Consider the following 24,468-nt stretch of genomic DNA (forward strand, 5'->3'; position numbering starts at 1 on the left):
GATGTCGAGAAATGTCATGAAGCGTGCACACCACTAACAAGCCCGTCGACAGGCACAGGAATGAATGCGCGCACGGCGGCGCGACAATGAGACCTGGCTTGAGTCAGGGTTTGCGCAAGCAGATGATTTCCGGTGATGAGCGGGCGGTGTTCCCGGTGGCTTCGGGACCCGTCTTCCGTTTACCGGAAGTTAACTCCGTGGTGGCTTGGAGTTAGTGGCTAGGTAACTAGCTCGTTGTTTTTGCTACCCGAGAATAATGACACGTTTACATACATCCCGCTAGGGGTAAACGCCAAATTGTGACCGGAATCATAAAGTTTTCGCGGATTTGATGGGTTGCGGGGGCTTCCGAGGGCGCGTGGCCGCGAGTTGGTTGCCTACCAAAAATACCGTGAACTGCGCGTATCAAGCGATGCTGTGAGGTGTGATGGGACGCACTACGTCAAATCGATTGTGCCGCGAGGCTGGCCATGGTGCGGGATTTCGGGCGGGAGCGCGACGTGGCTTTAGGATGAAGGCGTGAATGCGAACGCCCCAGAACCGAACAAGAACCTGCCCAGCCCTGAGGTCGCCCGCGCAACGGCGGAAGCGCCCGCGCCGATGAAAGCGGCGGCCGTGATGGCTGTGCTTGAAGGCATCGTAGCCATCGGCTACGGCATTTACCTCGCTTTCGCGCAGGTCACCACTGGTGCCGACGAGTCCTTGGTCCAGTCCGACACCTCCGCCTTCGCCCTGGTCGGTGTGGGCACTGCGTTGTTCATTCTGTTCACGTTCGGGCCGATGGCCTACGGCGGCATTAACATCCTGCGCGGCAACCAGTGGGGCCGCAGCATCATCGTGTTTATGAATGTGCTGCTGCTCGGCATCGCCTTCTATATGTTCCTGGGTGGCGCGACTCTGCTCGGAACGGTCACTCTTCTGGCTGCCGCGATCACGCTCGTGTGCGCGCTGCACCCGGTGTCCACCGAGTGGGCCACCGCCGCGTTCGACGCGCGGCGCGGTAAGTAGGACTTTAGAGCCGCTTAGGGCTGGCGCGCGTGGGCTGGTGAGTGTCCACGAGTGAATCTGTTTACATCCGACATTTTAGGGGATGGTTATAGCTCCTGTTCACAGCGTCTTGGCGTGTGCAGTGCCAGGGGCGAAATGTAATCAGATTCACCGGCGGCGGGTGGCGGGAGTCCGCGGAGCGCGGCCTGGCGCTGGGGCGGCAGCTACTGAACGAGGTCGAGGACTGCGATCTCGCTGCCACGCTTCTCCACGACGGTGGCGCCGGCGGAAGCGATGGAGACGGTGCCGGTGTAGCCGTGGCGGTCGACGGGGATGACGTGGTCGATGGACTGGGTGTCCCAGTTCGCTACCGCGATGCCCTCGGCAGTGGGGTAGATGAGGCGGCCGCCGGCGCCGAAGCCGGTGCCGAGGGCGTCGGCGAAGATGGTGGTGACCTCGAGGGTGTCGGGGTCGAGGAGCATGAGATTCTGGCCGTCGAAGTAGCTCATGTGGTGGGGCAGGTCGGCGACCTGCGGGGTGGCGATGCCGATGGGCGAGTCGCTGAGCAGGTCGGACTGCGGCACCTGGGAGCTGGCCAGTTGCGTGCCGTCCTGTTTGTAGGACGTGGCTTTGGACGAACCCGGGTCGTAGACGGCGGCGGCTTCCTGGCCCACGGCGACGAGGTAGGCGCCCTCGGCGATCTCTACGGACTCGTGGATCTCGGGCTTGCGGGAGTCCTCCGGGGTAGCGTCCTGCATGCGCAGCCAGGAACCGTTTTCGCACTTCTCTGTGACGGCGAAGACCTCGGTGCGGGTCAGCGCGGAGGTGAGGGTGCAGCCCTCGTTGGGTTGGAAATCTGGTTCCTGTGGGGCTTCGACCTCGCCGTATTCGACGGTGCGGACAAGGTCGCTGCGCCAGATTTCGGAGCGTTCCGGGGCGACGTAGCCGACGCGGTCGTTCGAGGAGATCATGGCGACTTGCTCGGGCGCAATCGCTGAGCGGGTGTGGGAGTACTGGCCGGTCGTGGCCTTGATGGCCACCACGTCGCCGCAGCCGATATTGGTGCGGTAAACGGCCACGATCTCATCCCACGCAGAGGCTATGCCGCACAGTTCGGGTCCGCGGGTGTAGCTCCACTTCTCATCGCCGTCCGGGGTGGAGGCGGTGATGGTGCCGGTGTTCTTGTCGTAGGTGGCGATCATTCCGGCGGCGGTGACGGGGCGCAGGTTGGGGGCATCGTCGTGAAGAACTGGGCCCTCGGACAAGTCGTTCGGGGCGACGGCGAGCATGCCGTCGTTCGGAACTTCCTCAGCGGCGGGAGTCAGCTCGTCTTTGCGGATCGGTGCGGTGAAAAACGCGATGAGAAGGACGATGACCGCGACAGCGGCGATGAAGCCTGTGGCAATGAGATCGCCGCGGGTGCGACGCAGCGGTGCATTCATCGCCGGCTCCTTCGTGAACGGTTGCGGTCGCGGCTGCGACTACTGCGGCCTGCAGAACCGGAGCGGGATTCACTGCGCTTCTTGCGAACGCCATGGACGGGGCGGGCGGGGCCGACGGTGGAGCGTGCGATGTCGGGAATGTCGAGAGCTTCGGCGAGCTCGGGCGAGGTAGAAAACCAGGTCGAGGGCTCAGGTCTATCTAGGGAGAGCTCGTCGCTGATGAGTTTCCACTTCGCCTTCTCGTCGAAACCGACGAGTGTGACGGCGGTGCCGGTGCGGCCCGCGCGCCCGGTGCGGCCGATGCGGTGCACGTAGGTCATCGGGTCGTCCGGGGTCTGGTAGTTGATCACGTGGGTGACATCGTCGACATCGATGCCGCGGGCGGCGACATCGGTGGCCACGAGGATCTCCACCTTGCCGTTGCGGAACGCCTCCAGGGAGCGCTCGCGGGCCTCCTGCCCCAGGTCGCCGTGAACGGAACCGACGGCGAAACCGCGGCCGGCCAAGTCCTCGGCGACATCGGCGGCGGTGCGCTTCGTGCGGGTGAAGATGATGGTCTTGCCGCGGCCGTCTGCCTGCAGGATGCGTGCGACGACCTCGGGCTTGTCCATCTTGTGGGAGCAGAACACGACCTGTTTGGTGGTGTCGTGGACCTGGGAGGATTCGGTGGCTTCGGCGCGGATGTGCAGCGGCTTGTTCATCATCGACCGCGCAAGCGAGAGGATCTGCCCCGGCATGGTGGCAGAGAAGAGCATGGTCTGCAGCGGCTGGTTCAGCGCGCCCCAGATCTTCTGGATATCGGGCAAAAAGCCCAGGTCGAGCATCTCGTCGGCTTCATCGAGGACGAGGATGGCCACGCGGCTCAAGTCAAGGTCGCCGCGCTGGTGGAGGTCCAGCAGGCGGCCGGGGGTGCCCACGATGACGTCGACGCCGTCGTTCAGGGCTGCGAGTTGTTCGTCGTAGGGGCGGCCGCCATAGATCGTCGATAAGCGGATGGGCGTGTTCGTCGCTGCGAGCGCGAGGTCCTCGCCCACCTGGACGGCGAGCTCGCGCGTGGGCGTGATCACCAGTGCGCGGGGGGTGCCGTCGAGCTCGGCGATGGCGGCGTCGTCGAAGACGCGGTCGAGGACCGCGACGCCGAACGCCAAGGTCTTGCCCATGCCCGTGCGGGCCTGGCCGATCACGTCGCGGCCGGTCAGCGCGATGGGGAGGGTGAGCTCCTGGATGGAAAAGACGCGCTCGACCCCGTTTTCCTTAAGCGCCCCGACGATCTCCGCGGCGACGCCGAGCTCGGCGAACGTCGGCGGCTGTTGGGGCTGCTGTACAGAACGATCGGGCACGTGAACATCTTAACCACCGCTCGTTACAATATGACCATCGCCGGAGACGGCACGAAGAATCAAGCGAAGAGTAAAGGACGAAAAGCAGCATGGAAATCAAAATCGGGCTCGCTGACTCCCACCGCGAACTCTCCATCACCTCCCCGAAGGGGCAGAACGAAGTCCTGGGCGAGGTCACGCAGGCGATCGAGTCCGGCGCTCCGACTGTCTCCCTCGACGACGAGCGAGGCATGAAGTACGTCGTGCGCACCGAGCGCATCCTCTATGTCGAATTGGGCAACTCCACCCCGCGCGCTGTCGGCTTCACGGGCTAGGCGCGCGATAGATTCAGTTTCATGACCTTTCACCCCGACGGCCGCATGGACGGCGACTACAGGCATGCCGCTGGCCACAGCGGGACGGAGAAATCCGCGCTTGCGCGTTTTGTGGACGCGTACGGCTGGCGCGCCTATGCCATTCCGGTGCTGGTCGTGGTGACTGCTCTGGTGATCTGGAGCATCGCGAACACCCCGTCGGGGGAGACCGTCGGCGCGACCTCGCGCGGAACAGACGGCATCGAGGACACCGACGGCGGGACGAACATGACGGTGCCGGAGATGCCGGAAGGCGAAGTTGGCATCACGGAGCTGCCGCCCGGAGGCCCGTTCACGGAGGAAGGAAAAGGCACCTACCGGCCCGTGGGTTCGCTCGGCATGACCGCGGGCGAGGGCAAGGAGAAGGTCGTGCGTTTTTCCACGGAGGTGGAAGAGGGCATCGACACCACGAGTTTCGGCGGCGACGATTCTTTCGCCGCGCTCGTGGACGCGACCTTGTCCGATCCGCGCGGCTGGACGAACGACCCGAAATTCCGCTTCGAGCACGTCTCCGCATCCGACGACCCGGACGTGCGCATCCAGCTGACGTCCGTGGGCACGACCCGCGAGACCTGCGGAAACGCTCTCGGCCTCGAGACGTCCTGCCGTATCTTCACGGAAGAGAACGGCGACCGAGTGATCATCAACGAGTCCCGCTGGGTGCGCGGCGCCGCCCCGTACAACGGTGATCTGGGCATGTACCGCCAGTACCTCATCAACCACGAAGTCGGCCACGCGTTGGGGTATGCGGAACACGTACCGTGCGACGGCGACGGCAATTTGGCGCCGATCATGATGCAGCAAACGCTGAGCCTGAACAACAAGGATCTGTTCCAGATCGCGCCGCAGCAGGTCTACCCGGACAACGAAGACACCTGCCGCGCCAATCCGTGGCCGTACCCGCGTCCGGCGACGGTGTAGAAGGATAGAAGGAAGGTGCGCTGATGGCGATTCCGGGGCATGTGCTGACGTCGTTCCAAGTCGACGAATCCCAGGCGCAGCCGCTGGGCCCCGAGTGGGGCAACGGCGTGCGGTTCGGCCGCATCGTCGTCTCCGCCGCGCCCGAGCACACCGCGTGGTCGTCGAAGATCCGGGAGAAGGTCGCGGTCCCAGGTGTGCGCGTCGTCCGCCCGGTGCGTACCACGGACGGTCGCTTCACGGTCGCGGGCTACCGCGCCACGGACTTCGTCGAGGGGGAGCCGGGGCACCGCGTCGATGAGGCCATTTCCGCGGCGCTGCGTTTCGACGACGCGCTGTCGGATGTCCCCGCACCCACCCTCGAACGCGACGACCTGTGGGCGCGCGCCGACCGCGCCGCCTGGAAAGGGCACCTGTCACAGGGGAAAAAACTGCAGGCTGTGCACACGGACTTCCTCGCGTGCTGCCTCTTTTCCGGGTCCCTTCCACCCGCGCTCACAGACGTCGTCCCTGCCGACGGTGCGCGACCTCACGGGTACAGCGCCGCGCTGACGCTTATCGACGGCCTCTTAGCCGACGCCGTCGACGACGCCGTGTTGAGCAGGTGGTCCCATGTGCCCGACTTGATCTTCATGTGCGAACGCGCCCTCGATTACCGCGAGAATCTGAACAGGGAATTCGGCGGCTCTTCGAACATGAGTGCGAAAATTGACCGCGTTCGGGTGCTGCTCGTGTCCGGGGCGGATGCCACACTGTAGGGCATGACGCAGCCGAACGAGACCCACATCGCAGGCGTGGCCCTCCCGCCGCATCCGCAGGCCTACCTGGTGGCCCGCGAGCGCACGGTCGAGGAACGGTCCTGGCCGGTGGAGCGGCCCACGCGCGGCACCTTCAAAGTGACAGGCGCGGCCGGTTCGGGCGTGACCAGCTTCCTCATCGACACCGCGGTGAAGAAAATCCGCTCCGGGGCGGATCCCGCCGGCGTGGTGTTTCTGACCGCGTCGAAGGAATCCGGGGCCCGCGTGCGCGCGGAGCTCTCCGACCGCCTGGCCGCTTCCGGCTTCGTGGCCGACGAGCCGATCGTGCGCTCCATTCACTCGCTCGCCTTCGCGCTCGTCCGGCTGGGCGATGAGGACCAGGGCGAGGGTGCGGAGCTGGAGCCGATCCGCCTGATCTCGGGTGCGGAGCAGGACTTCGCCGTCCGCGAGCTGCTTCAGGGCCACGCCGCGGATGGCGGCGGGACGTGGCCGGAGGAACTGAGCCCGGCGCTGCCCATGGTCGGTTTCGCCCGCCAGCTGCGCGATTTCCTCCTGCGCGCCGTGGAGCGCACGCTCACCCCGGAGGACTTGCGGGAGATGGGGCGGCGACACGGCATTCCGGTGTGGTCGGCGGCGGGCGATTTTCTCGCCGAGTATCAGGACGTGATGGCTCTTTACGGCGCGCGCAGCTATTCCGCCTCGGAGCTGGTCGCCTCGGCGGTGCGCGCACCGTTGCCGCGCACGTGGCACACCGTGATCGTCGACGACGCCCAGCACCTCGACCCAGCGTCCGGCCAGCTGGTCCGCCAGCTCGCCCAGGACGCGGAGCTCACCGTGATCGGCGGCGACGAGCAGCAGTCGGTCTTCCGCTTCCGCGGCGCATCGCCGCTGTTCTTCCGGGGTCTGGACCACGACGGCTCTGTTGAGCTGATCGATCTCGGCGCCACGAAGCGCCGCCCGGAGGCAGAGGCTGACATCGCCCCGAGCGCCGCGGTGAACCACGCAGCCGTGGTGGACCGCCTGCGCCGCTGGCATCTCGAGGAAGGCGTGGCTTGGCGCGATATGTCTGTGGTGGTGCGTTCGGTGGGCATGATCGAGTCCCTGCGCCGCGCCCTGCTACAGGCCGGTGTGCCGGTGGCGGTGAACCCCACGGACGTGGTGCTGGCGGAGCAGCGAATCGTCGCCGCGATGCTGCTGGGCTTGAAGGCGTTGACCGAACCTCTCAGCATGGCGCAGTGGCGCGAGCTGTTGCTCGGCCCCGTCGGCGGCACCGACCCGGTCACGCTGCGCCGCTTGCTGCGCGGCCTGCGGCGCTGGAAACCGGACACGCGCGCAGAGGTGACGCTCTCGGAGCTGCTTGCGCTCGAGGGCGAGCTGCCGGATTTCGGCGCGGTGCTCACGCAGCGCGAACTGGACATTCTCAACCGCATCCGCGGCGTGCTCGACGCCGGGCGTAAGGCGATGCGCGAGGGCGGCAGCGTCGAGGAAATCCTCTGGGAGGTCTGGTCGGCGACGAAGCTAGCGGACAGCTTCATGGCGATCGCTCTGCGCGGCGGCGCGGCGGGTTCGCAAGCGGACCGCGATCTGGACGCGATGATGGCGCTGTTCGACGCCGCTGGCGATTTCACCGAGCGCCGCCCCAGCGCCACCGTGGAGTCCTTCATCTCGCACATCGAGGAGCAGGAACTGCCCACCGGTGTGCGCGACCGGCGCACCGCCACCCCGGACGCGGTGCCGCTGCTCACCGCCCACGGCGCAGCCGGACGCGAATTCGCCCGCGTGATCGTCTCCGGCGTGCAGGAGTTGTCCTGGCCCACGCTCAGCGAGACGGGCACGCTCATGCGCCAAGAAGACTTGGTGGACCTGGTGGACGAGGACATCGACCCCGCCACGCCGGTCTCTCATATCGCGGACCGCCTCAAAGAAGAGCGTCACCTGTTCCATTTGGCGGTCAGCCGCGCGACCGACCGGATCGTGGTCACTGCAGTGCACTCCGAGGACGGCGACGAAGTGGTGGAGCCGTCGCGCTTCGTCGACGAATTCGCCGCTGAATTCGGGATCGTCCCGCAAGAGATCGCGGCGGCGCCGGTCACCGCGCAGGAGCGTGTGGCACGGGAGGGTGCTGAAGTGCCTGCGCTCTTCGACTCTGTGGGCGGCGACAGCGACGAGCTGCGCGCCGAGGGAAGCTCTGTCCGCGTGCTCGCGGTCGAGGACATCGTGGCGGAGCTGCGCCGCGCGCTGAGGGACGAGGGCTCCAGCGAGCAGACCCGCCTCCAGGCGGCGCGCCAGTTGGCGCGGCTGGCGGAAGCCGGCATCGTTGCGGCGGATCCGGGGCAGTGGTGGGGGACCACGGAGGCGTCGATAAGCGAGCCCTTGGAACCCCCGAAGCGGCTGTCGCCCTCCCGCATTGAAGGGCTGCTGGAATGCCCGATGCGCGGCGTGCTGGAGCGCGAGATCGCGCCGGCCGCGAACGACGCGATGACGCGCGGCACGCTCATCCACTACTTCTTCGAAGCGCTCGGCAACGGGGTGGACCGGGAGCTCGCGCGCGCCGACACGATCGAGGCGTACCGTGCGCTGTTTGCCGTGCCGCCGTGGAAGGAAGCGAACGACCTCGCTGAATTCACAGCTGTGCTCGACCGCTGCGGCGAGTGGATCGACTCGACCCGCGGCACATTCTCGCAGCTCGGCGTGGAGGTCCCGGTCCACGTGGAGGTCTCGCCCGGGCTCGCCATCGGCGGGCGCATCGACCGGCTGGAACGCGAAGGCACCGCCGACGGCGACGGGCCCGTGCAGGTCGTTGATCTGAAAACGGGCAAGACCGCGACATCGCAGAAGAAGGTCGACGAGCACCCGCAGCTGATGAGTTACCAGCTCGCGTTGAGCCGGGGAGTATTCCGCGACGGTGGAATCTATACCGCCGCTGAGGAGGAGAAACCGCTTGAGGTCGGCGGCGGCACGCTGTTCTTCCCCGCGACGAATGCCAAGAAGCCGACCGTGCGCACGCAGGCGCCGAAGGACGCAGAGCAACTCGCGGAATTCGCGGAGCTGATCCGCCCGCTTGTCGACGAAATGACAGGCCCGACCCTCCGCGCCGTCACCGGCGACCACTGCTCGTTTTGCCAACTGAAATCCATCTGCCCCGCCCAGCCTGAAGGAGAGGTGACCACCCGTGGCTAACACCCCCGTCCCGCCCACAACGCTGTGGCGCTACATGGGCGAGAAATTCATGCCCACCGACCAGCAGGCCGCCGTCATCGGCGCGGAGCCGGGGCCGCTGCTCGTCGTGGCCGGCGCCGGCGCAGGCAAGACCGAGACCATGGCCTCGCGCGTGGTGTGGCTGGTGGCCAACGGGTACGTCCGCCCCGAGGAAGTCCTCGGCCTGACCTTCACCCGCAAGGCGGCCCAAGAGTTGGGTAAGCGCATCCGCACGCGCCTGGAGAAGCTCGCAGCCGACGAGCAGCTGGTGCGCCGCCTCGATCCGTCGGGTGCCCTCGCGGAATCGCTGACGGCCATCGCGCCGACGGTGTCCACCTACGACTCGTACGCCGGCAACCTGATCCGCGAATACGGTCTGCTCGTCCCCGTCGAGCCTGACGCCCGCCTGATTACCGACGCGGAACTCCACTCGATCGCCTGGGACGTGGTGAGCAACCACGGCGGCGAACTGCTCTCCGGAGTGGGGGAGAACCCCGCCATGGACACCGTGGTGGACACGCTGTTGCGCCTGGTCACCAACATGGGCAACGAGCTCTTCCCGCACGCGCGCATCGCCGAGGAAACCGACGCCTTCGTGGCCAATGTTGCTGGCATTCCGCGCGGCAAGCGCCAGGGCGAGGCATACAACAAGACGGTGCAGAGGTGGGTGGGCCGGCAGACGCTGCGCCGGGCGTACGCCGACATGGCTCTCGAACTCGGCCGCGAACTGCGCGAGCGCGGTGTGGTCACCTTCAACGAGCAGATGTCGGTGGCAGCGCAAATGGCCGCCGACCACCCGGCAGTGGGCGCCTCCCAGCGCGACCGCTTCCGCGTGGTCATGCTCGACGAGTACCAGGACACCTCGCATGCCCAGCGTGTGCTTTTGCGCAGCCTGTTCGGCGAGAACCGCGACGACGCCTCGCGGCATGCCCACCCGCTCACCGTCACCGCGGTGGGTGACCCGATGCAGGCGATCTACGGCTGGCGTGGCGCGACCGCGGCCAACCTCGCCGCCTTCGTCGAGGACTTCCCGCTGGCGGATGGTTCGCCCGCCCCGAAGGCGCAGTTGACCACCTCGTGGCGCAACCCGCCGGAGGTGCTCGCCACCGCGAACTCTGTGTCTTCCGCTGTGCTGGGCACCCCGGAGGGCGGGCAGCGCGCCGTCGAGCCGCTGATATCTAAGCCTGATGCGCAGCCCGGCACCGTCGAGCTCGGCTTCTACGCCACCGAGGACGAAGAGATCGCCGTGGTCGCCGATATGCTCGCGCAGGACTACACCGACCGGGTGAGCGCCGGGAAGCCGGTCTCCTCCGCAGTGCTCGTGCGCAAGAACAAGCACTCCGCCGGTATCGCCGAAGCGTTGGAGGAGCGCGGTGTGCCGTACGAGATCGTCGGCACCGCAGGTCTGCTCACCGTGCCGGAGGTGGCCGACACCGTCGCCGTCGCCCGCATGCTCGTGCACCCGCAGGATTCCGCCGCGGCATTGCGCATCTTAGCCGGGCCCGCCTGCGGCCTGGGTCTGAAAGACATCTCCGCCCTGGCCAGCCGCGCGGTGAACCTCGCCGGCGAACGCCGCGGAAGCGCCGTCGACGAACTGCCCACCGATGCCGACCCACGCGAGCGGCTCCAGGTGCAGCTGGCGGAGCTGATCGAGAACGCCGAGAACGCGGTGGGGGAGAACGAGCGCAGCGTGGGCCTTGGCGACGCCGTCGCCGACCTCGGCGAGCCGGAGCGCTACTCGCCGGAGGGGCTGGTGCGTCTGCAGACCCTGGCCGCGAAGCTGCGCGCCCTGCGCACCCGCAGCCTGGGCAAGCGTCTGCCGGATCTGTTCGACGACATCGTGTCCATCTTCGGCATCCGCACCGAAGTCCTGGCGCGTCCGTCCCAGACTGGCACGGTGCACCTCGACAAATTCGCCGAGGTGGTCGCCTCCTACCCGGGCGCGGACATCGAGGGCTTCTTGAATTACCTCGACCTCGCCGCCGAGCACGAGGACGGCCTCGAGCCGGGGTCGGTGACCACCAGCGACGACCGCGTGCAGATCCTCACCGCGCACAAGGCCAAGGGGTTGGAGTGGGACACCGTCGCCGTCGTTCACGCCGATACCCAGACCTACAGCGTGACCACGGAGACCTTCCTCACCTTCGTCGAGTACGTCCCGGACGACACCTACGACGTCTTCGACGCCGCCGCGGACCGCAGCGAATTCGAGAAGCTCTCCGAGGAGTACCGGAAGATGAAGAAGGCGGAGCTCGAGGAGGAAGCGGCGCGGTTGTTCTACGTCGCTGTCACCCGCGCCGCCGAACGCCTCATGGTCACCGGTTCCGCGATCGTGCCCGGCCGTGCGAAGCAAGCCGAGCCGTACCCGCACTTCCTCGCCCTGCGCGACGTGCTCATGCACCCCGGCGGCACTCCCGCAGCCGAGATCCTGCACTGGTGGGACGGCACGGAAACGGAAGACGAGCAAACGCCCACCGCCGCGCGCGAGGGCACGTGGCCGCACTACGCCGCCGACCCCGCGAGCCTGACCGCCGCCGAGCAGGTCGCCGCCGCGCGCAAGGAGCTGCCCAAACTATCGGACGGCGAGCTCTACTCCCTGTGGGAGCGCGACACCGAAGCGCTCATCGAGGAGCACAAGGCCGCCCAGCGCCCCGCCGTCCCTGTCGTCATGCCGGGAATGCTCACCGCCTCGGACATCGTCGCCCTGCGCGCCGACCCCGAGCAGTTTGCCCGCCGCGCGCGCCGCCCCGTGCCGTTCAAGCCGAACGCCTACGCCAAGCGCGGCACCGCATTCCACGAATGGATCGAGGGATTCTTCGGGGCACGCCCATTGCTTGACGACGACGAGCTGCCCGGCAACCTCGAACCCGACGTCGACGCCGCCACCCTGGTGCGCCTGAAGGAGAATTTCTCCGCCAGCCAGTGGGCGGCGCGCACGCCCGCGCACATCGAGCACCCCTTCGAGATCGACCTGGGCACTTCGACGGTCCGCGGCCGCATCGACGCAGTCTTCAAGGATGACGACGGCGGCTGGACCATTGTGGACTGGAAGACGGGCAATAAACCGCAGGCGGCGGAGATGCGGGCGGCGAAGCTCCAGCTCGCGGTCTACCGCGAGGCATGGCGCCGGATCGCAGCTGACGGAAAGCCCATCCGCGCAGTGTTCTTCTACGTCCGCACCGGCGAGGACTTCTCCCCAGGTGACCTGCCGGAACGAACGGAGCTGGAGGACCTGCTGCAAAGCGCGGCTTCCGCCGGTCTAGAGTCGTGATATGGCGCTTTCCTTTCAGCCGCGGATTTCCTTCCGCAGCCGGTTGCGCGGTGAAGAGCTCACCGCGCTGCCCGACCATGCGCTCATCAACGTCATCCGCTTGCCGCAGGAAGCGCGGACCACTCCGTGGGCACTGATTTTCCGGCGCTTCATCTACGCGATCATCCTGATGATCCTGGTCGCCGTGATCGTGTGGGCGGACAGGGATGCCTATTCGGAGCCGCTGACGTTCATCGACGCCGTGTATTACTCGGCGGTCTCCCTGTCCACCACCGGCTACGGCGACATCACCCCGGTGACGCAGACGGCCAGGCTGGTCAACATCTTCATTGTCACTCCGTTGCGGGTAGCGTTCCTGATGCTGCTCGTCGGCACCACGCTGTCGGTGCTCACGGAGGATTCCCGCAAGACGCTGCAACTTCAACGGTGGAGGAAGAACGTGCGCAACCACACCATCATCATCGGTTACGGCACCAAGGGCAGGTCCGCTGTCGAGGCATTGCTTGCCGACGGCATGTCGCCCTCCAATATCGTCGTCATCGACAGCAACAACGAATCCCTCGTGCACGCCGAGAACCGCGGCCTTGTGTGCGTCCACGGCAACGCCACCAAGTCCGATGTGCTGAAGATCGCAGGTGTGAACCGCGCCCGTTCCGTGGTGGTCGCGCCGTCCTCGGATGACACCGCGGTGCTGGTGACCCTGTCCGTGCGCGAGATCAACCCGGGCGTGAATATCGTCGCCTCTGTCCGCGAGGCAGAAAACCAGCACCTGCTGGAGCAGTCCGGCGCGGATTCTGTGGTGATTTCCTCCGAGACCGCCGGCCGCCTGCTCGGCATCGCCACCACCACACCGACGGTGGTGGAGATGATGGAGGACCTGCTCAGCCCCAATGCCGGCTTCACGGTTTCGGAGCGCCCGATCCTCGACGACGAGGTCGGCGCCAACCCGCGCCACCTCGCCGATATCGTGCTGGGCGTGGTCCGTTCCGGCGAGCTCTACCGCCTAGACTCCCCGGAAGCGGAGACGGTCGAGCCGGGCGACAAGCTGCTCTACATCCGCTACGCGCCTGAGACCCCCGACAACCTGACCGAAGCAGCGCACGAAAACGAGGATGATTAATACGTGATCGACCTCTCGCAACTCGACGAGGATCAGCGCGTCGCCGCCACCGCGCCGCGCGGGCCGGTGTGCATTCTCGCCGGTGCTGGCACCGGCAAGACCCGCACCATCACCTACCGGATCGCGCACCTGATCGACCAGGGCTTCGTCGTCCCGCAGAAAGTGCTCGCCGTGACGTTCACATCGCGCGCGGCAGGCGAGATGCGCGACCGCCTGCGCTCCATGGGCATCGGGGGAGTGCAGGCCCGCACCTTCCACGCCGCGGCGCTGCGCCAGCTGCGCTATTTCTGGCCGCAGGTGGCGGGAGACCTGCCGTGGACGCTCATCGACAATAAATTCCCGCTCGTCGCCCGCGCCACCCGCACGGTCGGTCTCGAGCCGGACAAGGAGCTCGTCCGCGACTTGCTCAGCGAGATCGAGTGGGCCAAGGCCTCCCTGGTCACGCCGGAGAGCTACGCGCAGGCCATCGAGAAAACCCATCGCGAGCCGCCCGCGGACGCCGAGAAGGCCGCCGCGGTGTACAAGCGCTACGAGGAGTCCAAGACCAGCCCCGAGGGCATGGCTCTCGACTTCGACGATCTGCTCCTCCACGTCGCCGGCGCGCTGGAGAATGCCCCGGCCGTCGCGGAGGAATTCCGCAACCAGTACCAGACCTTCGTGGTGGACGAGTACCAGGATGTCACCCCGCTCCAGCAGCGCGTGCTGGAGGGTTGGCTGGGTCAGCGCGACGACCTCACCGTCGTCGGCGACGCCAACCAGACCATCTATTCCTTCACCGGCGCGACCCCGGACTACCTGCTGAATTTCTCGCGCACCTACCCGCACGGCACCGTGGTCAAGCTGCAGCGCGATTACCGTTCCACGCCCGAGGTCACCGAGCTGGCCAACACCGTCATTGCGAAGGCGACCGGCAGGGAAGCAGGCACCCGTCTCGAGCTCGAGGGCATGCGCGCGCCGGGCCCGGAGCCGACATTCGCGTCGTACCCGGACGAGCCGTCGGAGGCGCGCGACATCGCCGCCGAGATCAAAAAGCTCATCGCGTCAGGCACGCCCGCGCGCGAAATCGCTGTGCTTTACCGCATCAACGCCCAATCAGCCGTGTTCGAGCAGGCGCTTTCCGACGCCGGGATTGTCTACCAGGTCCGCGGAGGCGAAGGCTTTTTCACCCGCCCCGAGATCCGCGAAGCGATCAATGTCTTGGTGTCTGCCACCCGCCGCGACGACCTGCCTGACGACCCGGTGGCCGTAGCCAAAGCCGCGTTCGCCCCGCTGGGCCTGTCCGCCAGCGAACCCGAAGGCGCCCGCCAGCGCGAACGCTGGCAAACCCTGAACGCCCTGGTGGAGCTGATCGGCGACATCGTCAACACCGGCGAGGCCACCTCCTTGCCGGGCGTGCTCGCCTCCCTGCGCCAACGCGCCGAATCGAAGCAGCCACCGGCTGTCGACGGCGTGACCCTGGCCAGCCTGCATGCCGCCAAGGGCCTGGAGTGGGACGCCGTCTTCCTCGCCGGGCTGGTGGAGAAGACCTTGCCGATCTCGCACGCCATCAAGGCCGGCGACGCGCAGATCGAAGAAGAGCGCCGCCTGTTCTACGTGGGCATCACCCGCGCCCGCGAGCACCTGCACTTGTCGTGGTCGCTGGCCCGCCAGGAGGGTGGCCGCGCCTCCCGCGAGCGTTCGCGCTTCCTCGACGGAATCGCCCCGCAGCTCGATGTCGAGCAATCTCCGGAGCGCCTCAAGCGCGCGAAGCGCTGCCGCGTGTGCGGCAACCAGCTGGGCACCCCGGCGGAGAAGAGCCTCGGCCGCCACGAGGACTGCGAGCCGACCTACAACGAGGCCGCGTTCTTGGCCCTCAAGCAGTGGCGCCTCGACACAGCCCGTGAGGCGCAGATCCCGCCGTTCATGATCTTCACCGACGCGACCTTGCTCTCCGTCGTCGAGGCGATGCCGGCTGGCCCGAACGAGCTACTGGACATCTCCGGCATCGGCCCGGCGAAGCTCGAACAGTACGGCGAGGACCTCCTCGACGTGCTGGAGGGGTACCGCTAGAAGCTCGCGCACACCGGGCAGCGCGGGTGCGGCTCCATTTGCAGCGGCGCCAGCGGTTCTGCGCCCAGCGGGTCGACGACCGCAGCCCACCCGGCGCCCGGCGGTTCCGCCACCACGCCCGGGGGATCGGGAATGCCAGCCAACCTGCGCACAGTCACCGCCGCTGCCGCCGCCCCCACCGCGGCCACGGCGGGGTCCATGGTGCGCGGGCCGTCGGCAAGCTGCTCGGCGGCCACGTGGGCATGCGGATCATGATCGCTGATGTGCATGTGCGCGCACATCCCGCACGCCTGGGTGGGGTGGTTGCTCACCGGACCGACGAGCACCCGCGAATCGAAACTCAGCACCGGAACCACCCAATTGCCGTGCCTTTTCACCGCCTTGCCCCACATCAAGTACTCGCGCCCGCCGTCGACGACCACCAGCGGCGAATCGACGTGCCGCTGTAAAAACGCGCGGGTCGTCTCGCGCTGCAGACGGATCCGCACGGTCGCGCCGGACGCCTCCAGGATTCTGCTGATCTCGTGCGCCAAATGCGTGTCCCCCAGCACAGCCACTGCGGTTCGTGCTGAGGGGATGAGGATGTTGTAGCCGCATAAGTCGTCGATAAGCGAGCGCGCTTGTTGCTTATCGACGTCGCACCTGCCCACCACCTCCTCCTGCAGTTCCCCGATAGATACCGGCCATTTCGTGCTGGTCAGCGTGGCAGCGAGCGCTGGTGCGGCACGCGAATCCACGATGCCGCTGCGCGTGGCGTCCATGCCGAATTGAACGGCCCCCTGTCCGCGCGCGAGAACGTGCACCCCCTGGCCGAGCGTGACTAATGTTGAATCGTCTAAACGCATGTTCTCCTCCCCCCTTGACCGACCACTATTCCAGCCTGAGGAAGCCGCCGCACCTATGAAACGTCCACTTCAGTCGACATCGTGGCCGCCAGACGGCGTGGACGTGATCCGTTCGGCGCGGCGCACGCGCACTGTGCAGGCGCGGCACGTGGGGGAGCGGATCCAGGTGCGCATTCCCGCGCGGTTCAACGCAAGCGAGGAACGCGAGGCGGTCGAGGAGATCCTGGCGAAGCTGCAGCGCCGTTCCACCTCGAATGCCGTGTCCGACGAGGACTTGCTCGCGCGCGCAAAGAAGTTGAACGCGCAGGTCCTGGACGGCAAAGCGAGAATCGGGTCCGTGCGGTGGGCGGCGAACCACAACACGCAGTGGGGCTCGTGCACCGTGTCCACGGGCGCAATCCGGATCAGCGACCGGCTGCGCGATGTGCCCGATTATGTGGTGGACGCCGTGGTCGTGCACGAGCTGGTGCACACCTTCATCCCGGGCCACGGGCCGAAGTTCTGGGAATGGGCCGACCGGGCTCCGCGCGCTGAGCGTGCGAAGGGTTACCTGGAGGCCTACCAGCGTTTCGGAGACTAGTCGTCGTCCTGCTTGCGGTCGTCCTCGCTCGGGCCCGGCTCGTCGTTGAGCATCTGCTCGAGCTTGGCGATCTCCTCATCGAATTTCGCGTCCGGCGCGTCGTCGAGCAGCGTGTCGATGAACGCCGCCGGATTGTCCAAGTGCTCCGCCGCAGGCAGGAAGTCCGGGTGGTCCCAGACTTTGTCGCGGCGGTCCACACCGACGGCGTTGGTGGCGCGGCGCCACAGGTCAGCTGCCTCGTTGGTCTTCGGGGCGCCGAGCTCGATGCCGACGATGTTGTTGAACGCGTGCTCCGCCGATCCGCCCGTCGCGCGGCGGCGCGCCCATGACTCGGTGAGCGCCGCGGTCGACGGGATGCGGTCGCGCAGCGCGTCCTCCACGACCACTTCGACCCAACCCTCGACGAGCGCGAGCAACGTCTCCAACCGTGCGGCGGCAGCGGCGTTGCGCGAGGTCACGCGCGGGGACATGTCTATGTCCTGCATGCCCTGCATCGCCTCCTGCAGCTTGGCCGGATCGCCCGACTCGAGGTCGAGGTTGCGGATCTGCTCCTCTATGTGGGAGGTATCCAGCTCCAAGCCCACCGAGTACTCCTCGACGGAGGAGACGATGCGCTCCACCAGCCACGGCACGTGCGTGAACAGGCGCTGGCGGGCGGCCTCGCGCGCGGAGATGTACACGAGCACTTCCTGACCCGGCACCGACAGCTGGTCGGAGATCGGCTCGATATTCTTCGGCACGATGCCGATCACGCCGCTCGGCGCGACGGGCAGACCGAAGTCGTTGCCGGTGAGCGCCTGGTTAGCCAGATCGCCGAGCGCCTGGCCCAGCTTGGCACCGAAGTTCATGGAGTTGAAGTGGCCGAGCATCTGCGTGATCGGCCCGAAGATCTCGCGGGCCTGTTCCGGCATCGCGTCCAGCTGCGCGCGGTCCATGTGCTCCGCGACGGGGCTGACCAGGCGCTTCCATGTGGGAAGCGTGTTCGTCAGCCAGTCGTCGGCGCTCCACGCCTCCGCCCTAGCACCCGAGTCGGGCAGGGAAGAGGCGTCGTCGAGCCACAGGTTGGCCAGGCGCGTCGACTCGGTGACCGCAGTGCGGTCATCGGCCGTCATGCCCTTCGGATCGTTGATGGACCGGCGCGCGGTGCGCAGCGCCACGTCGTAATTAACCGGATCCTGCTTCGGCTTCCCGGCGCCCTGGCCGGGCTGGCCCTGCTGGCTCATGCCGGAGAGCATCTCGCCGAACTGGCCCAGGATATCGCCCAGGTTGCCGCTGAAATTCGCGTTGCCCCCGTTGCCGAAGGCGAAGCCGAATTGGCCGAACGGGTTCGACTGGTCGCCACTGCCGCCGTTTCCGCTGTCGCCGCGCTCATTGTCACGGTCGTCATCGCGGTCGCGATCGTCGTCGTTGGGAAAAGAGAACCCGAATCCGTTAACCATGGTGGCAAGCCTACCGGCGAGTATCGGGGCAGGTCCACGATGGCAGCAACGCTGTCAGCGAACACGCGCCATGTAGGCTTTACACCCGTGGAAAAGCCCGCAGCAGACCAGACCGACCCCCAGCGCACGACCCGCCGCGCCGTCATCTGGGGCGGTGTGCCCCTCGCGGTGATGGCGCTGATCCTCATGCTCGGCGGCATCCCTGGCACGCCGATCAAGCTGACCGTGCCGTACGCCGCGGAAAGCGCCGGCCCGACGTTCAACACGCTTGCCGACGTCGACGGCACCCCCGTCATTCAGATCGACGGCGGCGAAGCCGACGAGACCTCCGGCACCCTCGACATGACCACGGTCTCTGTGCGCACAAATATGACGATGGGACAGGCCATCGGCCGCTGGCTGTTCTCCAACGACACGCTAGTGCCCATCGGCCAGATCCTCCCCAAAGACATGACGGACGAGGAGATGCGCCAGCACAACGAGGCCTCCTTCGTCGCCTCCGAGGCCGCCGCGACCGTCGCCGCGATGAAGCACCTAGGCGAACCGACGAAGGTCATCGTCCACGACGTGCTCGCCGACGGTGCCGCGGCGGGCGCGCTCCAGTCCGGCGACACCATTACCGCGATCGACGGCGAGGACGTCACCGAACCCCAGCAGATCCAGGACAAGGTCCGCGCGAAAAAGCCCGGCGACGAAATCACCGTCAGCTTCATCCGCGGCGACAGCGATAAAGAAGACGCCACCATCACCCTCGGCGAGAACCCGGAGGACAAAGAGCAGCCGCTCCTCGGCGTCACCATGACCTCCGAGCCGGCCGGCGACATCAACGTCACCTACAACCTCAACGACGTCGGCGGCCCGTCCGCCGGCATGATCTTCTCGCTCGCCGTCATCGACAAGCTCTCGCCCGGTGAGCTCAACGGCGGCCGCAACGTCGCCGGCACCGGCACCATCCGCGAGGATGGCACCGTCGGCCCCATCGGCGGCATCACCCACAAGATCGAGGGCGCGCGCGACGGCGGCGCCGAGCTCTTCCTCGCTCCCGAAAAGAATTGCGCCGAAGCAAGCAAGGTCGACAGCGGCGACATGGTCGTCGCCAAAGTAGGCACGCTTGAGGACGCCATCGCCGCCATGGAGGCCTTCTCCACCGGCGGCGACGTGCAGACCTGCGAGGCTGAGTAGGGCCGGAGCGCTCACGATTGTGTACTAAAGCCGCTCACGATTGTGCACTAATTAAGCATTCTTCGAGGTAGAGGAAATTTCCTTGGCAGCAGAGGAAGGGGAAGTTTCGGACTCGTCCGCGCCCTTCTCAGCGAGGCCGAGTTCGGAGATGCGGTCGCGGGGATCTTCCATCTCGGAGGACATCATCTGCTGGAGGACCTTGCCCTCCTCGACGTCGACGACGGTGATGACAGCGGTGCGCCCGATCATGCTCCAGCCAACGAGCTTGTTGTCGGTCTCCTCCACGATGGTGGAGCTCTTCAGACCCTCCAGAACATTCGCGGTGTCCTTCGCCATGGCCTCGGATTCGAAGAACTGGAACTGGCCGATCTCTTTGCCGCTGCAGTCGTAGGAGCTGCGGAGGCTGGTCTCGGTGCAGGTGTCGAGGTCATCGAAAAGCGACTCTGGCGCGAGCGACGCGAACGTCTCCTTGACTTCCTCCAGCTTGTCCGCGCTGCCGCCGCCGTTGAGCCAGCGACTGCTGCTGGTTGTCTCCGTCGCGGACGATTCGGTGCTCGGCTCCAATTCCGCTCCGCTGGTCGTCGGCTCGCTTGATTCCGTGGCTTCCGGCGCCTCCGACGATTCGGGGGGCGGCTCGGTCGGCTGCTCCTCATCCGACGAGCACGCGGTGAGACCGAGCGCGAGACTGAGCGCGACGGGGACGCACGCGCGGCGGGCGAAAGTGCGGGTGAACTTTGGGGGAAGCACGGCTGGGGACTCCTTTATTCGACGCGCTCTATTCTATTTCCTCGTTGTCCAAGCTGTAGCGCAGCGCGCCTAGGACAGCAGGTGCGACGCCTGGGCCGCCGCGCAGTTGAATCTCATCCTGCGCGAACGGGCCCGCTTCCGCCAATTCCTCCTCGGTGGGGCGCAGCTGCAGCAAGGTTTGCTCGATGCCCTCTTCGCGCAGAACACCGGAGAACAACCGCGCCGGGCGCGCGGATTCCGTGCTCGCGTCGGCGGTGTCTTTGAACATGATCTCCTGAGCGAGCACGAGCCCATCGATCTCCGCGGGCCACACCAAACGGGTGAGGTAATCCCCCAATTCGTCGGAGCCCGGTTGAATGTGCTCAGGCATGTCCTCTTGCACGATAAGCGTCAGCGGTGAGTCCGCTTCCTCCTCGAGCGAGGCCAGCTGGTCCGCCACCAATTCCGTCGGGACCAGCGCGAACAGGGTAGGGGAGGCGTCCCACCCTTCGGCGTGGACGAACTCCACAGCTTCCATCATGGCCTTGTTCAGAGCCTGCTGGGGGCGTAGTAACTGCGGCAAGAGGGAACCCTTCTGGTCTTTTAGGCGTTAAGCAATTTAGTGTTAAAGCTTAATAGAATGCCACAAGCCTGATAAGGAGCCTCGATTTTGGCCACGCGCCTCAACCGCCCCCGCCCGAAGCCGGGGAAGTCCTCGAATAAATTCGCGATCATCATGGGCATCATCGTCCTGGTGCTCTTCCTCGTGCCGATGCTGGTCGGTGTGTACACCGACTTCCGCTGGTTCAGCGAGCTGGATTATCGGGGGGTGTTCACAAAAACCATCCTGGCGCGCGTCGCCCTGTTCGTGGTCTTCGGCCTCGTTGGTGCCGCCATCACGTGGGCGGCCGCCTTCTTCGCGTGGCGCGGTCGCGACCGCGGCGACGACTTCTCGGTCTTCAGTGACCCGAACTCGCCGATGACCATCAACCGCGCGGCCATCCAGTCCGGCATCCGCCCGCTGGTGTTGTGGGTGCCGATCGCCGTCGGCCTGGTCACCGGCCTGCTCGGCCAGAGCACCTGGCGCACCTTCATGCTGTGGCTCAACGGCAGCGACTTCGGCTCCACCGACGCCCAGTTCGGCCGCGATCTCGGCTTCTACGCATTCGCCCTGCCCGCCCTGACCACGATCGTCAGCGTGCTGTCCATGCTGCTGGTCGTCGCGTTCCTGGTCGGCCTAGTCGGCCACTACCTGCTCGGCGGTATCCGCATCGCCAGCCAGGCCGCTGACACGAAGGGGCACATCTCCCGCCCGGCGCTGATCCAGCTCGCCGTGACGGCCGGCCTGTGGATGCTGGTCAAGGCCCTCGATTACTGGCTGCAGCGCTACAGCCTGCTGTTCGACAGCAACGATGTCTTCACCGGTGCCTCCTACACCGACATCAACGCCCAGCTGCCGGCGCGCATCATCCTCATGGTCATCGCGATCCTGGTCGCCGCCGCATTCTTCGCCTCCGTGGTCTTCAAGGACCTGCGCGTGCCGGTCATGGCGACCGTGCTGATGGTGCTGTCCTCCCTGGTCATTGGTCAGGCGTGGCCGGCTCTGCTGCAGCAGTTCTCCGTCAACCCGAACCGCCAGGAACGCGAGTCCGATTACATCGCCCGCAATATCGAGGCCACCCGCGAGGCATACGGGCTCACCGACGACAAGGTCACCTACGAGAACAACTGGGGCGCCGAGAACACGGACGACAGCGAGGTCGGCAACGATTCCGCCACCATCTCGAATATCCGCCTGCTCGACCCGGATATTCTCGGCCCCACCTTCACCCAGAACCAGCAGCTGAAGAACTTCTACGGCTTCCCGGACAGCCTCGCCATGGACCGCTACACGGTCGACGGCGAGCTGCGCGACTACGTCGTCGCCGCCCGCGAGCTCGACCCGAACGCTCTGCAGGAAAACCAGAAGGATTGGCTGAACCGCCACACCGTGTACACGCACGGCAACGGCTTTGTCGCGGCGCAGGCAAGCATTGTCGACGAGGCGGCCCAGGACGCCGGCTCCACCCGCGGCGGCCTGCCGGTCTTCACCGTCTCCGATCTGCAGGCCAACGAGAACGCGGCCGAGAAGAAGGACGCCGAGGATCTTGGCATCCGCGTCGACCAGCCGCGCGTCTACTACGGCCCGGTCATCGCTTCCGCTGAGGACGGCCTCGACTACGCCGTGGTCGGTGACGTGGGCCAGGGCCCGCTCGAGTACGACACCGATGGTTCCCAGTTCACCTATGACGGTGAAGGCGGCGTCGGCATCGGCAACTGGATCGACCGAGCCGCATACGCGATCAAATACCAGGAGCTCAACCTCATCCTGTCCGACCGCGTCGGCGGCGATTCCCGCATCCTTTACGACCGCGACCCGCGCGAGCGCGTGGAAAAGGTCGCGCCGTGGCTCACCACCGACCAGCAGACCTACCCCGCAGTTATCGACGGACGCATCAAGTGGGTCGTCGACGGCTACACCACGCTGTCGGCGCTGCCGTACTCCACCCGCACCTCCCTGCAGTCCACCACGGTGGACGCACTGAACCCGGAGGGCACTGATCAGCGTCTGGTCAACAACGAGGTCGGCTACATCCGCAACTCCGTCAAGGCCACCGTCGACGCGTACGACGGGAGCGTGGACCTGTACGCATTCGACGAGGAAGACCCGGTGCTCAAGGCATGGATGGGCGTGTTCCCGGACACCGTTCAACCGGCCTCCGAGATCACCGAGGAGCTGCGCGATCACCTCCGCTACCCGGAGGACCTGTTCAAGGTCCAGCGTGAGCTCCTTGCCCGCTACCACGTGTCCGACCCGGGCGTGTTCTTCAACAACGACGCGTTCTGGTCCGTCCCGAACGACCCGACAGCGCCGGAGGGCCGCAACGAGCTGAACCAGCCGCCGTACTACGTGGTCGCCGCCGACCCGGAGACGAAGAACCCGTCCTTCCAGCTGATCACCCCGTACCGCGGCCTGAACCGCGAGTTCCTCTCCGCCCACATGGCCGTGTCCTCCGACCCGGACAACTACGGCGACATCACAGTCCGCGTTCTGCCGACAAACACGCAGACCCGCGGCCCGAAGCAGGCCCAGGACGCTCTGATGTCCTCCGACCAGGTCGCCCGCGACCGCACCCTGTGGGAGGGTTCCAACGACCTGAAGAACGGTAATTTGCTCACCCTGCCGGTCGGCGACGGCGAGATCCTCTACGTCGAGCCGATCTATTCGCAGCGCAAGGACCAGGCCTCCGCCTTCCCGAAGCTGCTGCGCGTGCTGGTCTTCTACAAGGACCGCGTGGGCTACGCCCCGACTGTCTCCCAGGCGCTGAGCCAGGTGGGCATCGATGCCAAGGAAGCCCAGGACATCAGCATCGCCGGTGAAGGCGTGCCGGACCCGGAGACTGAACAGCCAGCTGAAGGTGCCGAGCAACAGCCCGCCGAGGACAGCCAGCCCTCCGGCGACAAGGACTCCGCCCTCAACGAGATCAACGATGCCCTCCGTGGCATCGAGGATGCCCGCGACGGCTCCTTCGAGGAGTACGGCCGCGCCCTGGACAAGCTCGACCGCGCCGTGGAGAACTACCAGAACATCCAGTAGTCCCACCGGTGAACACAGGGTGAACAATCCCCTGGCCCGCAGGCGCGGGACCAGGGGATTTGGTCTTTATCAGGCTTGTGCGTATAGTTAACGCCGTTGCCGATCACGGCAGCAGGCGAGAAGTCGCCCGACGCGGGGTGGAGCAGCTCGGTAGCTCGCTGGGCTCATAACCCAGAGGTCGTAGGTTCGAATCCTGCCCCCGCTACCATCTTCTTTGAATCCCCCTCTTCGGAGGGGGATTTTTCATTTTCCACCGGCGCCTCGACTCGACGGGGCAGAAGATCGGCGACCTCCAGGCCGAAGAAGTCGGCCGTGGCAAACAATTCTTCCAAGGTCCAACTGTTCTGGCCGTACACCTTCCTGCTGACCGCAGCCCCCGTGATGCCCAGGTGGGCTGCCAGCTCTTTACGTGTTGTCCGTGAGCGGAACATGAGCTCGTTAACCTTTGCGCCGACTGCCTCGTTGGCGGTCATCAATTGACGGGTCTGAATCATACTGCAATCGTAACACGTGTACCGAAACGGAACAAGAGAAGTGTTGCGGAACGAACTACATCCATGTAAGACTGAAAAGTATGAATGTACCGAAACGGAACGATAGGAACGCTAGCGCATGGCTGACTC

The 24,468-nt window shown here is 66.3% G+C and carries 18 protein-coding genes and 1 tRNA gene; 12 read left to right on the top strand and 7 right to left on the bottom strand.

The genetic code is table 11. The features are described from left to right. Positions 1 to 519 precede the first annotated feature (519 nt). Complete coding sequence (locus CAPP_RS02575; RefSeq protein ID WP_084560671.1) at positions 520 to 1,008, top strand: hypothetical protein; 489 nt, start codon at positions 520 to 522, stop codon at positions 1,006 to 1,008. 203 nt (positions 1,009 to 1,211) lie between these two features. Here the strand turns inward: CAPP_RS02575 and CAPP_RS02580 are convergent, their stop codons facing one another. Beyond that, a complete protein-coding gene (locus tag CAPP_RS02580) occupies positions 1,212 to 2,429 on the bottom strand; it encodes an Rv3212 family protein (RefSeq protein ID WP_076599813.1) in 1,218 nt (405 codons plus the stop codon). After that, complete coding sequence (locus CAPP_RS02585; RefSeq protein ID WP_076599814.1) at positions 2,426 to 3,769, bottom strand: DEAD/DEAH box helicase; 1,344 nt, start codon at positions 3,767 to 3,769, stop codon at positions 2,426 to 2,428. The genes CAPP_RS02580 and CAPP_RS02585 overlap by 4 nt, the downstream gene beginning before the upstream one ends. 89 nt (positions 3,770 to 3,858) lie before the next feature. Between CAPP_RS02585 and CAPP_RS02590 the strand changes: the two genes are divergently transcribed. From CAPP_RS02590 to CAPP_RS02620, 7 genes are read left to right on the top strand one after another with little or no spacing between them, the layout of a single operon-like run. Then, positions 3,859 to 4,083: a DUF3107 domain-containing protein gene (locus CAPP_RS02590; protein WP_076599815.1), complete on the top strand. Its 225-nt coding sequence runs from the start codon at positions 3,859 to 3,861 to the stop codon at positions 4,081 to 4,083. A 21-nt stretch (positions 4,084 to 4,104) separates the two neighbouring features. Continuing rightward, positions 4,105 to 5,043 carry a DUF3152 domain-containing protein gene (locus tag CAPP_RS02595; protein WP_084560685.1) on the top strand — a complete coding sequence of 313 codons (939 nt, stop codon included), beginning with the start codon at positions 4,105 to 4,107 and terminating at the stop codon, positions 5,041 to 5,043. A gap of 23 nt (positions 5,044 to 5,066) precedes the next feature. Continuing rightward, positions 5,067 to 5,798 carry a hypothetical protein gene (locus tag CAPP_RS02600; RefSeq protein WP_076599816.1) on the top strand — a complete coding sequence of 244 codons (732 nt, stop codon included), beginning with the start codon at positions 5,067 to 5,069 and terminating at the stop codon, positions 5,796 to 5,798. Positions 5,799 to 5,801: 3 nt separating this feature from the next. Next, positions 5,802 to 8,978, top strand: a complete 3,177-nt coding sequence (locus CAPP_RS02605) for an ATP-dependent DNA helicase (RefSeq protein WP_076599817.1) — start codon at positions 5,802 to 5,804, stop codon at positions 8,976 to 8,978. A gap of 34 nt (positions 8,979 to 9,012) precedes the next feature. Further along, entirely contained in the window at positions 9,013 to 12,267 is a 3,255-nt protein-coding gene (locus CAPP_RS02610; protein ID WP_076599831.1) for an ATP-dependent helicase, read from the top strand. A 1-nt stretch (position 12,268) separates the two neighbouring features. Then, entirely contained in the window at positions 12,269 to 13,387 is a 1,119-nt protein-coding gene (locus CAPP_RS02615) for a potassium channel family protein (protein WP_076599818.1), read from the top strand. Positions 13,388 to 13,390: 3 nt separating this feature from the next. Beyond that, positions 13,391 to 15,436, top strand: coding sequence for an ATP-dependent DNA helicase UvrD2 (locus tag CAPP_RS02620; RefSeq protein ID WP_076599819.1), 2,046 nt, complete (start codon positions 13,391 to 13,393; stop codon positions 15,434 to 15,436). On the opposite strand, the gene CAPP_RS02625 is transcribed toward CAPP_RS02620, so the two are convergent. Further along, the gene (locus tag CAPP_RS02625; protein ID WP_076599820.1) at positions 15,433 to 16,281 is read right to left on the bottom strand and encodes a hypothetical protein; all 849 of its coding nucleotides are present in this window, start codon (positions 16,279 to 16,281) and stop codon (positions 15,433 to 15,435) included. The genes CAPP_RS02620 and CAPP_RS02625 overlap by 4 nt on opposite strands. A 55-nt stretch (positions 16,282 to 16,336) precedes the next feature. On the opposite strand from CAPP_RS02625, the gene CAPP_RS02630 reads away from it, so the two are divergent. Continuing rightward, positions 16,337 to 16,861 (top strand): M48 metallopeptidase family protein, encoded by a 525-nt coding sequence (locus tag CAPP_RS02630; RefSeq protein ID WP_076599821.1) that lies wholly within the window; start codon positions 16,337 to 16,339, stop codon positions 16,859 to 16,861. Here CAPP_RS02630 and CAPP_RS02635 read toward each other — a convergent pair. Next, on the bottom strand, positions 16,858 to 18,300 hold the full coding sequence (locus CAPP_RS02635) for a zinc-dependent metalloprotease (protein WP_076599822.1): 1,443 nt from the start codon (positions 18,298 to 18,300) through the stop codon (positions 16,858 to 16,860). The genes CAPP_RS02630 and CAPP_RS02635 overlap by 4 nt on opposite strands. A gap of 171 nt (positions 18,301 to 18,471) precedes the next feature. Between CAPP_RS02635 and CAPP_RS02640 the strand changes: the two genes are divergently transcribed. Continuing rightward, a complete protein-coding gene (locus CAPP_RS02640) occupies positions 18,472 to 19,482 on the top strand; it encodes a YlbL family protein (RefSeq protein WP_076599832.1) in 1,011 nt (336 codons plus the stop codon). A 51-nt stretch (positions 19,483 to 19,533) separates the two neighbouring features. On the opposite strand, the gene CAPP_RS02645 is transcribed toward CAPP_RS02640, so the two are convergent. Together CAPP_RS02645 and CAPP_RS02650 are read right to left on the bottom strand one after the other, a co-directional pair. Then, positions 19,534 to 20,229: a hypothetical protein gene (locus CAPP_RS02645; RefSeq protein ID WP_084560710.1), complete on the bottom strand. Its 696-nt coding sequence runs from the start codon at positions 20,227 to 20,229 to the stop codon at positions 19,534 to 19,536. Between the two features lie 28 nt (positions 20,230 to 20,257). Further along, positions 20,258 to 20,749, bottom strand: a complete 492-nt coding sequence (locus CAPP_RS02650) for a PPA1309 family protein (protein ID WP_076599824.1) — start codon at positions 20,747 to 20,749, stop codon at positions 20,258 to 20,260. Between the two features lie 129 nt (positions 20,750 to 20,878). On the opposite strand from CAPP_RS02650, the gene CAPP_RS02655 reads away from it, so the two are divergent. Beyond that, a complete protein-coding gene (locus CAPP_RS02655) occupies positions 20,879 to 23,845 on the top strand; it encodes a UPF0182 family protein (RefSeq protein WP_076599825.1) in 2,967 nt (988 codons plus the stop codon). Positions 23,846 to 23,976: 131 nt separating this feature from the next. After that, a tRNA-Met gene (locus tag CAPP_RS02660) sits at positions 23,977 to 24,053 on the top strand. On the opposite strand, the gene CAPP_RS11170 is transcribed toward CAPP_RS02660, so the two are convergent. Beyond that, complete coding sequence (locus CAPP_RS11170; protein ID WP_084560722.1) at positions 24,010 to 24,339, bottom strand: helix-turn-helix domain-containing protein; 330 nt, start codon at positions 24,337 to 24,339, stop codon at positions 24,010 to 24,012. The two genes, CAPP_RS02660 and CAPP_RS11170, sit on opposite strands and share 44 nt — an antisense overlap. Between the last annotated feature and the right edge of the window lie 129 nt (positions 24,340 to 24,468).

The sequence above is a fragment of the Corynebacterium appendicis CIP 107643 genome, from assembly GCF_030408415.1.
In the GTDB taxonomy this organism is placed as follows: Bacteria; Actinomycetota; Actinomycetes; order Mycobacteriales; family Mycobacteriaceae; genus Corynebacterium; species Corynebacterium appendicis.